The 11411-nt window shown below is 68.5% G+C and carries 9 protein-coding genes; 6 read left to right on the top strand and 3 right to left on the bottom strand.

Going from position 1 to position 11411, the window contains the following annotated elements:
- Positions 1-8 precede the first annotated feature (8 nt).
- Positions 9-701: a GntR family transcriptional regulator gene (locus AC1RVW_RS00250; RefSeq protein ID WP_081269471.1), complete on the bottom strand. Its 693-nt coding sequence runs from the start codon at positions 699-701 to the stop codon at positions 9-11.
- A 122-nt stretch (positions 702-823) separates the two neighbouring features.
- On the opposite strand from AC1RVW_RS00250, the gene AC1RVW_RS00245 reads away from it, so the two are divergent.
- From AC1RVW_RS00245 to AC1RVW_RS00235, 3 genes are all read left to right on the top strand, one after another.
- Positions 824-2065 (top strand): pyridoxal-phosphate-dependent aminotransferase family protein, encoded by a 1242-nt coding sequence (locus tag AC1RVW_RS00245; RefSeq protein ID WP_493197275.1) that lies wholly within the window; start codon positions 824-826, stop codon positions 2063-2065.
- Positions 2066-2146: 81 nt separating this feature from the next.
- A complete protein-coding gene (locus AC1RVW_RS00240) occupies positions 2147-3124 on the top strand; it encodes a Bug family tripartite tricarboxylate transporter substrate binding protein (protein WP_081269469.1) in 978 nt (325 codons plus the stop codon).
- Between the two features lie 19 nt (positions 3125-3143).
- The gene (locus tag AC1RVW_RS00235) at positions 3144-3914 is read left to right on the top strand and encodes a fumarylacetoacetate hydrolase family protein (protein WP_493197273.1); all 771 of its coding nucleotides are present in this window, start codon (positions 3144-3146) and stop codon (positions 3912-3914) included.
- Here AC1RVW_RS00235 and AC1RVW_RS00230 read toward each other — a convergent pair.
- Positions 3863-4825 carry a LysR family transcriptional regulator gene (locus tag AC1RVW_RS00230; RefSeq protein WP_493197271.1) on the bottom strand — a complete coding sequence of 321 codons (963 nt, stop codon included), beginning with the start codon at positions 4823-4825 and terminating at the stop codon, positions 3863-3865. The two genes, AC1RVW_RS00235 and AC1RVW_RS00230, sit on opposite strands and share 52 nt — an antisense overlap.
- A gap of 94 nt (positions 4826-4919) precedes the next feature.
- Here AC1RVW_RS00230 and AC1RVW_RS00225 point away from each other — a divergent pair, with 94 nt between their 5' ends.
- From AC1RVW_RS00225 to AC1RVW_RS00215, 3 genes are all read left to right on the top strand, one after another.
- Entirely contained in the window at positions 4920-6110 is a 1191-nt protein-coding gene (locus AC1RVW_RS00225; protein ID WP_493197269.1) for an MFS transporter, read from the top strand.
- Positions 6111-6189: 79 nt separating this feature from the next.
- On the top strand, positions 6190-6708 hold the full coding sequence (locus tag AC1RVW_RS00220; RefSeq protein ID WP_493197267.1) for a GNAT family N-acetyltransferase: 519 nt from the start codon (positions 6190-6192) through the stop codon (positions 6706-6708).
- A gap of 33 nt (positions 6709-6741) precedes the next feature.
- Complete coding sequence (locus AC1RVW_RS00215) at positions 6742-8466, top strand: sensor domain-containing diguanylate cyclase (RefSeq protein ID WP_493197265.1); 1725 nt, start codon at positions 6742-6744, stop codon at positions 8464-8466.
- A gap of 33 nt (positions 8467-8499) precedes the next feature.
- On the opposite strand, the gene AC1RVW_RS00210 is transcribed toward AC1RVW_RS00215, so the two are convergent.
- Positions 8500-11235: a sensor domain-containing diguanylate cyclase gene (locus AC1RVW_RS00210; protein ID WP_493197264.1), complete on the bottom strand. Its 2736-nt coding sequence runs from the start codon at positions 11233-11235 to the stop codon at positions 8500-8502.
- Between the last annotated feature and the right edge of the window lie 176 nt (positions 11236-11411).

The raw sequence follows: 11411 nt of genomic DNA, 5'->3' as shown, positions 1-11411 counted from the left end.
TTCTCTGGTCAGCTCGACTTGGCCGAGGGATAGATTTCGCCGGCGCGCAGCAGCTCGAGCACGGTGTCGCGCTTGCGCAGCACATGCGACACGAGCACCTGGCGCATGGCGGCGGCGTCGCGCGCAGCCAGCGCGTCGATCATCTGCTCGTGCTCCTGCACGGCGTGCTTCCACTTGGCCTCGTTCTGGTTGGTGCGAAAGCGCAGCGACTGCACGCGGGCGTTGATGGAACGGTAGGTGTTCGACAGCACCGGGTTGGCCGCCGCGTCGTTGATGGCGGTGTGGATCCGCGCGTTCAGGCGGTAGTAGCCCGACAGGTCGCGCCGCGCGAAGCAGGCCATCATTTCGTAGTGCAGCGCGCGCACCTCGGCCAGTTCGTCGTCGGTGATCCGCTTGGCCGCCAGCTCGCCCGACATGCCCTCGAGCATGGCCAGCACCTCGAAGGTGTTGAGCACATCGGCCTCGGTGAGCTTCACCGCCACCGCGCCGCGGTTGGGCAGCAGGTCGACCAGCCCTTCGGCCGCGAGCAGCTTGATGGCCTCGCGCAGCGGCGTGCGCGAGACGTTCAGCTGCAGGCACAGCTCGCGTTCGTTGAGCTTGGCGCCGGGCGCGATGTAGCCCTCCACCAGCATGGTCCGCAGCCGCGAGGCCACCTGGTCGTGCAACGCCAGGCGCGAGATTTCGATGATTTCCGCTGTCATGGTTTTTCCCTTTGAATGCATTTTGAATGCAAAAAATCGCCCCAACAACCAAGATGCATCAGGGTAAACCATCGCACCAAAATGTATTTTGAATGCAAAACTGAAAAGCGAAAGGACAGTCCATGCTGCAACTCGACATCCATCCCACCGGCCGCCACTTCCTCCAGATTCCCGGCCCCAGCCCCGTGCCCGACCGCATCCTGCGGGCCATGAGCCTGCCCACCATCGACCATCGCGGGCCCGAGTTCGGCACGCTGGGGCTGAAGGTGCTGGGCGGCATCAGGCAAATCTTCAAGACGAAGCACCCGGTCGCCATCTACCCCGCCTCCGGCACCGGCGCATGGGAGGCCGCGCTCGCCAACACGCTGAGCCCGGGCGACCACGTGCTGATGTACGAAACCGGCCACTTCGCCTCGCTGTGGCAGAAGATGGCCACGCGCCTGGGCCTGTCGACCGAGTTCCTCGCGTGGCCGGGCACCGACGCGCAACTGCCCAGCGCGCCGAGCTGGCGCCGCGGCGTGCAGGCCGAACTGATCGAAGCGCGCCTGCGCAAGGACACCGAAAAGAAAATCAAGGCCGTGTGCGTGGTGCACAACGAGACCTCCACCGGCGTCACCTCCGACATCGCCTCGGTGCGCAAGGCCATCGACGCGGCGGGGCACCCGGCGCTGCTGATGGTGGACAGCATCTCCGGCCTGGCCAGCGCGGACTACCGCCACGACGAATGGGGCGTGGACGTGTGCGTGAGCGGCTCGCAGAAGGGCCTGATGCTGCCGCCGGGCATCAGCTTCAACGCGCTGTCGCCGCGCGCGCTCGAAGTCTCGAAGACCGCGAAGCTGCCCAAGGCCTTCTGGGCCTGGGACGAGATCGTCGAGATGAACAAGGACGGCTACTGGCCCTACACGCCCAACACCAACCTGCTGTACGGCCTGTCGGAGTCGCTGGACATGATCCTCGGCGAAGGCCTGGACAACGTGTTCGCGCGCCACCAGCGCTGGGCCGCGGGCGTGCGCGCCGCCGTCAATGCATGGGGCCTGCCGATCCAGTGCGCCGACCCGGCCGTGTACTCGCCAGTGCTCACCGGCGTGATCACGCCCGAGGGCGTCGATGCAGACGCGCTGCGGCGGCTGATCCACCAGCGCTTCGACCTTTCGCTGGGCACCGGCCTGGGCAAGCTCAAGGGCCGCATGTTCCGCATGGGCCACCTGGGTGACAGCAACGACCTGACGCTGGTGGCCATGGTCGCGGGCGTCGAGATGGGCATGAAGCTCGCGGGCATCAAGCTGGCCGGCAGCGGCGTGCACGCGGCCATGGACCACTTCGCGAACCACACGGCACCGGCCGAGCTGCAGAAAGCCGCATAGGCACGCAGCACTGCCGGTGCTGCACCGGCAACAGCGCCCCCGGCGCGCATCGGATTCCTACCTACGACGGAGACAAAGAAGATGCAAAGACGTTCCCTCATCCAGGCCGCCGGTGCGGCCGCCGCCACGCTGGGCGTGCCCCGGCTCTTCGCGCAGGAGTGGCCTTCGGGGCCGGTACGCATCGTGGTCGGCTTTCCGCCGGGCGGCGGCACCGACGCCCTGGCCCGCGTGGTCGCGCAGAAGCTCACCATCATGTGGGGCCAGCAGGTCATCGTGGAGAACAAGGGCGGCGTGGCCGGCGTGCTGGCGGCCGACTACGTGGCGCAGCAGCCGGCCGACGGCAGCACGCTGCTCATGGCGCACATCAACAGCCATGCGCTGGCGCCCAGCCTGCAGCCCAAGCTGCGCTACAACGTGGAGCGCGACTTCGTGCCCATCGTGCTGGTGGGCGTCACGCCCAACCTGCTGATCGCCAATCCGGGGCAGAAGGCGCTGAGCGTGAAGGACATCGTGGCCGCCTGCAAGGCCGCGCCGGGCACCCTCAGCTTCGGCTCGGCCGGCGCGGGCTCGGCGCAGCACCTGGCGCTGGAAATGTTCAAGCTGCAGGGCGGCGTCGATGCGCTGCACGTGCCGTACAAGGGCAGCGGCCCGCTGCTGGCCGACCTGATGGGCGGGCAGATCCAGTACAGCTTCGAGACCATGACCGCCGCCACGCCGCACGTGAAGAACGGCCGCGTGATCGCTGTGGCGCAGACGCGCACCAAGCGCGCCAAGGGCCACCCGAACGTGCCGACCATGCAGGAGCAAGGCTTCCAGGGCTTCGAGGCGACCACCTGGTACGGGCTCGCGGGGCCGGGCAAGCTGCCGGCCTCCATCGCGCAGAAGGTGAACCGCGACGTCAACACCGTGCTCGCGATGCCCGACGTGCAGGAACGGCTGGACACCTACGGCGCCGAAGACGGCGGCGGCTCGCAGGACAAGTTCAAGCAGTTCATCAGCACGGAAATCGCGAAGTGGGCGAAGGTGGTGAAGGACGGAAATGTCCATGTCGAGACCTGAAGCTGGGAAGATCGGGCAGATGAACCCATCCCAGACCGCCCTTACCGACGCCCTCGTCGCCGCGCGCCGCGGCAACCGCACCCTCGACGCCACGCCCTGGCTCGACACGCTCGAAACCGCCGACCAGGCCTATGAAGTGCAGGACGCCGTGGCCGCCGCGCTCGGCTGGTTCGGCGCGGCTGCCGTGCCCGGCACCTGGAAGTCGGGCGGCGGCTCGCGCAGCGCGACGCTCACGCATGCGCCGCTGCCGCCCGCCGGCGTTCGCCCGAGCCCGGCGGACTTCAGCGACCTGGTGCTCCACACGCCCGGCATCGAGGCGGAAATCGCACTGCGGCTCGGCCAGGACGTCACGCCCGCGCAGGCGGCGGCGCTCGACCACGGCAACGCCGCATCGGTCGTCGATGCCATGGCCGTGTCGGTCGAGATCGTCGATGCCCGCTGGCAAGACCTGCCCTCCACGCCCGCCCTGCTGCGCCTGGCCGACTCGCAGGTACACGGCGCGCTGGTGATCGGCGAATGGAAGCCGTATGCCGCGCTCGATTGGTCTTCGCAGCGCTGCGAGACCAGGGTCGGCAATGCGGACACGGTGCTGCGCACCGGCACGCACCCGTTGGGCGACCCCACGTGGCTGCTTCCCATCTGGCTGCGCCACCTCACGCGCCACGGCCACACCGTGCCGGCCGGCACCGTGGTCACCACGGGCTCGTGGGTCGGCGTGCTGCCCTGCCGGCGCGGCGATCAGGTGTCGGCCGAATTCCCCGGCGTCGGCGCGGTCCGCTTGAGCGTGTAGCGCCCGCCGCCCACGCCTGAGCACGCGACCAGAAAGTCCAGCACCGCGCGCACCCGGGCCGGCAGCGTGCCGGCCTTGCCGATGTACACCGCGTGGATCGGCTCCACCTCGCAGGGATTGAACTCCTCCAGCAGCGGCACCAGCCGGCCCGCGTCGATGTCGTGCTGTATGTGATACAGCGACAGCCGCGCCACGCCCGCCCCTGCGATGGCCAACTGCCGCAAGGTCTCGCCGTCGCCCGCGCGCACCGGGCCGGCCACCGGCAGCCACTGCGTTCGCCCGTCCACGCGCAGCGGCCAATCGGGCGAGTTGCGGCGGTAGCTCCAGCCCAGCCGGTTGTGCGCCTCCAGCTCCTGCGGCGTGCGTGGTGTGCCGTACTTCGCAAGATACGACGGCGCAGCCACGATCGACTGGCTGGTCTCGCCGAGCCGCCGCGCCACCAGGTCTGAAGACGGCAATTGCCCCCATCGGATGGCGATGTCCGCGCGCTCGTCCATCAGGTCGACGATGCGGTCGGTGAGCGCGATGTCGAGCGAGATCTGCGGATGCATCTCCAGCAGGCGCGGCACCAGCGGCACCAGCTTGTGCTGCCCGAATGACACGCTCGCATTGATGCTCACCCGCCCGCGCGGGGCCGCTCCGGCCGCGGCGCAGCGTTCTGCCTCGTCCATGTCGGCCAGCACGCGCAGGCTGCGCTCGTAGAACTCCGAGCCCTCTGGCGTGAGCTGCAGCTTGCGGGTGGAGCGGTGAACCAGCTGTATGCCCAGGCGGAGCTCCATGCGCGACATCAGCTTGCTCACGGCGGAGGGTGTCATGCCCAGCAGGCGCGCCGCAGCCGAGAAGACGCCCGATTCCACCACCTGGACGAAAGCTTCCATTTCGCCGGAGCGGTTGACGTCGATGCGCGGCATGGCAGGCTTCCTTTTTTGTGACTTCAAATCACAAATGCTTGTACTCGCGGCATTCTAGTCATCGAGCCTGTTTGTCTCCACAGTACAGGGCATCATGCCAATCGCTCTACTCGCCCTCACCGCCGGTGCCTTCGGAATAGGCACCACCGAGTTCGTCATCATGGGCCTGCTGCTGCAGGTGTCGACGGACCTGCATGTTTCCATCACGGCCGCCGGCCTGCTGATCTCGGGCTACGCGCTCGGGGTCGCGGTCGGCGCTCCCGTGCTCACCATCGCCACGCGCAAGCTGCCCCGCAAGACGGTGCTGCTCGCGCTGATGGCCATCTTCACGCTCGGCAACCTGGCCTGCGCGCTCGCGCCCAACTACGAAATGCTGATGGCCGCACGTGTGGTCACTTCGCTGGCGCACGGCACCTTCTTCGGCGTCGGCTCGGTGGTGGCCACCGGACTGGTGGCGCCCGAGCGCCGGGCGTCGGCCATCGCGATCATGTTCACCGGCCTGACCGCCGCCACGCTGCTGGGCGTGCCGGCCGGTGCATGGCTGGGCCTGCACCTGGGCTGGCGCGCCGCGTTCTGGGCGGTCGCCGCGCTGGGCGTGCTGGCCTTCGCGGTACTCGCCGTGTTCGTGCCGCGCAGCCGAACCGACGCGCCGATCGCCCCGCTGCGCGAGGAACTGGCGGTGCTGGTGCGCCCGCAAGTGCTGCTGGGCCTTGCGATGACGGTGCTGGGCTTCGCCGGCGTGCTGGCCGTCTTCACCTATATCCAGCCGCTGCTGACGCAGGTCACGGGGCTGTCGGAATCGGCGGTGTCGCCGGTGCTGCTGGTGTTCGGCGGCGGGCTGGCCGTGGGCAACATCCTGGGCGGCAAGCTGGCCGACCGCGCCACGATGCCGGCCGTGCTGGGCACGCTGGCGGTGCTGGCGGTGGTGCTAGGCGTCATGCAGTGGGTCATCGGCACGCCATGGATGGCGGTGGCCTTCGTCGGCCTGCTGGGCGTGGCCTCGTTCGCCACGGTGGCGCCCATGCAGTTGCGGGTGCTCGAAAAGGCCTCGGGAGCCGGACAGAACCTGGCGTCGAGCCTGAACATCGCGGCCTTCAACCTGGGCAATGCGCTCGGCGCGTGGGTCGGCGGCGTGGTGATCGCACACGGCCCCGGGCTGCGCGCACTGGGCTGGGTGGCGGCGCTGCTCACGCTCGCGGGCCTGGCCATCGCGCTGTGGAGCCGCGCGCTGGACCGGCGCGAACCGCGCCACACACTGCACGATTGCGCTTCGCAAACCGCCTGATCCTTCTCCTGGCGGGAATCCACAGGAATCGCGGCAAAGGCAGAATCCAGGGACACCGAAGCCCCGTATCTACTGCGCAATGCTCTTTTCCCTCCAAGTCCGCCCCGCCGTTGCGACCGACGCGCACGCGCTGGCGGCCTTGGCCATCCAGGTCTGGCTCGACACCTACGCCACCGATGGCGTGAACGACCTGCTGGGGCGCCACGTGCTCGACGCGTTCACGCCGTCGGGCTTTGCCGCTTTGGCGCAGGACGCGGCAGCAGCTCTGCTGGTCGCGCAGAACGATGCGCACCTCGTCGGCTACGCGCTGTTGCGCTTCGATGCAGCGCAGCCGCTCGCCTTGGCCTGCAATACGGAACTCTGCACGCTCTACGTGCAGGAGCGGTTCACCCGGGCCGGCGTCGGCACGGCGTTGCTGGAGCAGGCACGCATCGCGGTAAGGGAGCGCACCGGCGCCGATGCGATGTGGCTGGCGGTCAATACCCGCAACCAGCGCGCCTGCCGCTTCTACGAAAAGCACGGCTTCAGCCTCAAGGGACGAACCTGGTTCGCCCTGGGCGAAGACCGCCACGAGAACCACGTACTCGCCGTGCCCTGAGCACGGGCAGCCACAACCGCGCACCATCCATCGATGTACACAGCCCATTCCGCGAACGACGACAACCACGACACGCCCTCCCCGGCACGCCGCAAAAGCTGGTTTCGCAGCTTTCGCACGCAGGTGGCGCTGGGCTTCGGCGGGCTCGCGGCGGTGCTGGCCGTCACGCTCTCGCTGGTGCTGGGATCGATGTTCGCGCGCAAGAGCGAGGCCGACGAATCGGCCGTGCTGCGCACCATCGCGCGGAACGCATCCAAGGCGCTCGCGGACGGCCTCACCTCGCGCACGCGCGAGATCGAGTTGCTTGCCGACTCGAGCACGCTCTGGAAGGACGGCCTGGGCGCCGAGCGCGTGATCCAGACCATCTCGCGCACCCAGGCGCTCACGCCCTACAGCGCGTGGATCGGCGTGGTGTCGCCCGACGGCGTGGTCCAGGCGTCCACCGGCAAGCTGCTGCTCGGCGCCAACGTGGCCGAGCGGCCGTGGTTCCAGGAAGGCCTGCTCGGCACGCACGTGGGCGACGTGCACGCCGCCAAGCTGCTCGCGGCGCTGCTGCCCAAGGGCAGCGACGGCGGTCCGCAGCGCTTCGTCGACTTCGCGGCGCCCATCCGGCGCGACGGGCAGCTGATCGGCGTGCTGGGCATGCACGGCAGCTGGGAATGGACCCGCAGCGTGGTGGAGTCGCTCTTCCCGGACGACGCCCTGGCGCGCCGCCTCGAGGTGTTCGTGCTGGACGCGAAAGACCATGTGATCTACGCGTCGGACGCTGGCTTCGACCGCTCGGCCGACCTCGGCGTGCAGCCGTCCACCACCGGCGGCTCCGGGGTGAAGTTCGCGCGCGAATCGACGGGCGGCGAGTTCCTGATGGCTACCGCCTCCGTCGGGGCGACCGACGGCAAGATCGACCTGGGCTGGACCGTGGTGGCGCGCGAGCCCGCCGACGTGGCGCGCGCCGCGGCGCGCGACGGCGTCAGGAAGGCGCTGATGCTGGGCCTGCTCTGTGCCGGCCTGGCCTTCGTGCTTGGCTGGTTGCTGGCGCAGCGGCTCACGCGGCCGTTGCGGCAGATCGCGTCGGTGGCACGCGACATCGGTGCCGGCCGGCTCGACACCGGCATCCCCACCAATGCGGGCAGCTCGGAGGTCAAGCAGCTGTCGCTGGCGCTCGCGGGCATGACGGCCAAGCTGGTCAGCGCCAACGCCGAACTGGAGCAGCGCGTGAAGGAGCGCACCGCCGCGCTGGAAACCGCCAACGCCGAGCTCGACCGGCAGGCGCGCTTCGACGCCCTGACCGGCCTGCTCAACCGCCACGGCATGGAAGAACGGCTGCAGCAGGTGCTGGCCGTGTCGAACCCCGACACCGCGCCGCTCGGCATCGTGATGATCGACATCGACCACTTCAAGTCGGTCAACGACCGCTTCGGCCACGCCACCGGCGATCTCGTGTTGAAGGCGGTGGCCGGGCTCATGAAGACCCGGCTGCGCAAGTCAGATATAGCAGCGCGGCTGGGCGGCGAAGAATTCGTGCTGATGCTGCCCGGCGCCAATGCGGCCGAGGCAATGCAGGCGGCCACGGAGCTGGTGCGGCTGGTGGGCGATGCGTTCATCGATCCGGTGGGCCACATCACCATCAGTTGCGGTGTCTCGCAGATGCTGCGCGACGAGGAAAGCGTGGCCAGCGCGCTGCGCCGAGCGGACAAGGCGCTCTACGCCGCGAAGTCGCTGGGCAGGAACCGCGCGGTGGCGCCGCCGCTGCCCTGATACCGGGGCCCGCGGCGCGGCGCTCTTCTCGCCTCAGTGGGCCTCGGCCGTCGTGTCCGGCAAGTTCCTGATGGACATGAAGAACTCGAAGCGGTTGCGCCCCGCCGCCTTCGCGTTGTAGAGCGCCGCATCGGCGCGCGCCAGCAGCTCTTCTGCCGTCACCAAGGAATCGGCGGCCCGGTGGAACGCGATGCCGATGCTGGTCGTGACGTCGATCTGCCGGCCGTCCACCTCGAAGGGCCGCTTGCCGATGCGATCCGTGATCTTGGCCGCGACGATGGCCACCGCCTCCTGGCCGCCGAGGTTTTCGAGCACCAGCACGAACTCGTCGCCCGCGAGCCGGGCCACCATGTCGGTGCCGCGCACGCTGCCCTGCAGGCGCCGCGCATATTCGACCAGCACGGCGTCGCCCACCGCGTGGCCGAGCGTGTCGTTGATGGCCTTGAAGTGGTCGATGTCGAGGAACATCAGCGCGAGCGAATTGCCGGTGAAGCGCCCGCGCAGCACCGCGTCCGGCAGGTATTCGTTGAAGGCCAGCCGGTTCGGCAGGCTGGTGAGCGTGTCGAGCCGCGCCAGCTCGATGAGCTTGTGCTCCACCACCTTCAGCGCGGTGATGTCCAGCGCCAGCGAGAAGATGCCGTGCGTCAGGCCGTCGGACCGCACGTCGGGCACATAGATCACCTGGGTGATGCGCTCGAAGCCCTTGCGCTGGGTGCGCGCCTCGAACTCCACCTTCTCGCCCGCCAGCGCGCGCTCGATCATCGGCTTGCGCGAGAGATACACCTCGCGCCCGGAGATGTCCTGCATGTGGCGCCCCAGCACCTGCGTCGGGTCGAGGCCGAGCCACTCGCGGCTGGTGGCGTTGGCGAAGGTGATTTTTTCCTCGCGGTCGATGTAGGTGATCAGCGCCGGCATGCTGTCGGTGATGGCACGCAGCCGCAGTTCGCTCTCGGCCTGGCGCAGTTCGGCTTCCTTCAGCGCCGTGATGTTGAAGCTCATGAGGTAGAAGCCCACCACCTCGCCGCGCAGGTTCTTGTCGGGAATGAGGTTGACCTGGAAGAAGCCCTCCTTGCCCCGCGTGGGCGCACGCACCGAAAAGCGCACCTTCTTGCCGGAGAACATCACCGGCAGGTAGGGCTTGTGCTGCGCGTACATGGCGTCGCCAAGCGCGGTGCGCAGCGTCGTGCCCACCAGCGAGCCGTCGCCCACGCCCGCCATCTGCCGCGCCCGGATGTTGCCGAACAGGCAGTTCTGGTTGCGGTCGAAGTAGCCGACCAGCGCGGGGATGCTGTCCGTCACGTCGCGCAGCCGCTTTTCCTGCTCGGTCAGCGCCTTGTGGATGGTCACTTCCTCCGTGATGTCGAAGGTCATGGAGAACACGCCGCGCACCACGCCGTCGGCATCGATGTCGGGAATGTAGTGCGCCTTGAAAGTGCGATTGCCGATGCCCAGCGCTGGATCGCCCGGCTTCTCGATGATCACGGCCTCGCCGGCCAGCGCGCGCGCGATGTGCGGCTCCACCAGTGCGAAGTCGCGCTGGCCGCGTACCTCGGGCATCGCGCGGCCGACCAGCGGCGCGTTGTTGTGCAGCGCGCGCACGTGCGCATTGACGAAGGTGTAGCGCAGCGACGCATCGATGTGCGAGACCATCGCGGGAATGTTGTCGGCAATGGTGCGAACCTGCGCCTCGCTGTGCGCCAGGCTCTGCTCGGTGGCGCGGCGCTGCTTCATCAGCTCGTCGAAGGTGCGGGCGAGATCACCGATTTCGTCGTGCGCGTACTGCATCGGCGCCTCGATCTCGTGGGGCGACTGCTGCGCCACCTGCATGTGATGGTGCAGCTCGGCCAAAGGCCGCAGTTGCCGGCGCACCACGCCCAGCGCCAGCGCGCCCGCGGTCAGCGCCAGCAGCACGGCACCGATCCACGCGGCACGCTCGATGGCGTCGACACGGGCGAAGGCCTCGGCGCTGGGGTACATCGAGCCGACGATCCAGTTCGTCTGCTCGGTGCGGTCGAAGGCGTAGAGGCCGGGCACGCCGCGCTCGTCGACGCCTTCGCTCGTGCCCTCGAAGCCCGCGATCGCCCGCAGCACCTGCGGCCCGGCTCCGCCTTCAGCCTGCACATGGTTGAGGATGCGCGACGTGCGCGGATGGTCGATCACGATGCCGTCGGTGGTCGTGATGAACAGGTAGCCCGTCTTGCCGATCTTGACCTCGGCGAGCGCGCCCAAAACGTTGCGGTCCTTGAGGTTGATGGCCCCGGAAATCACGTACCGCACCTGCCCTGCACCGTCGAGCACCGGCGCGGTGATCGCCACCTGCGCCAGGCCGTTCAGCCGGTTGCGGTAGGGCTGCGAAATAATGCCGGCCTTGGACGCCACCGTCTGCTGGAAATAGGCGCGGTCCCTGATGTTCACGCTGCCGATGGGCACCGCGCCGCTCTGGTTGGCGACCAGGTTGCCTTCCATGTCGATGAAGGCGACGTTGTCGAAGGCCTGCTTGAGCGCCGCGTGCTTCTCCAGAAAGGCTTGCAGCGGCTCGGCGTCCTTGAAGTCCTGGGCCACCACGCTGTCGCCGAAAGTCTGCAGCAGGATGCGGCGGCTGCTCAGTTTCTGGTCGATCGCGTCCGCGACGGCGGACACCCTGGCCAGTTGCTCGCCGGCGATGGACGCGCGCAGGCTGGATTTGACGAAATGCAGCGCGCAGGTCGCGATGGTGAACGTGGCGGTGAGAACCACCGCCGCCACCCCGAGGCTGAGGCGTGTGTGCAAACCGAAGCGCAGTTTCGAAGGGCCCGAGGGATTCATTATTGGTCTTGTTCAAGCTGCCGAGGCGTGTGCAGCGGGAGTCTCCGGCGACAGTATCGGGGCCTTCCATATCCCGATTTCTCCCCGACTTCTCGTGCGTCGAAGATTTTAGACTTCGGGCCGTGGTTTCTCCGGACGCG

Source organism: Variovorax sp. MPBD4-3 (genome assembly GCF_058809745.1).
This window is presented reverse-complemented; position numbering and strand designations above follow the sequence as displayed.

Bases quoted from the DNA above. Each gene is read 5' to 3' on its own strand.
- AC1RVW_RS00250 (WP_081269471.1), bottom strand. From the start codon at position 701: ATGACAGCGGAAATCATCGAAATCTCGCGCCTGGCGTTGCACGACCAG.
- AC1RVW_RS00245 (WP_493197275.1), top strand. From the start codon at position 824: ATGCTGCAACTCGACATCCATCCCACCGGCCGCCACTTCCTCCAGATT.
- AC1RVW_RS00240 (WP_081269469.1), top strand. From the start codon at position 2,147: ATGCAAAGACGTTCCCTCATCCAGGCCGCCGGTGCGGCCGCCGCCACG.
- AC1RVW_RS00235 (WP_493197273.1), top strand. From the start codon at position 3,144: ATGAACCCATCCCAGACCGCCCTTACCGACGCCCTCGTCGCCGCGCGC.
- AC1RVW_RS00230 (WP_493197271.1), bottom strand. From the start codon at position 4,825: ATGCCGCGCATCGACGTCAACCGCTCCGGCGAAATGGAAGCTTTCGTC.
- AC1RVW_RS00225 (WP_493197269.1), top strand. From the start codon at position 4,920: ATGCCAATCGCTCTACTCGCCCTCACCGCCGGTGCCTTCGGAATAGGC.
- AC1RVW_RS00220 (WP_493197267.1), top strand. From the start codon at position 6,190: ATGCTCTTTTCCCTCCAAGTCCGCCCCGCCGTTGCGACCGACGCGCAC.
- AC1RVW_RS00215 (WP_493197265.1), top strand. From the start codon at position 6,742: ATGTACACAGCCCATTCCGCGAACGACGACAACCACGACACGCCCTCC.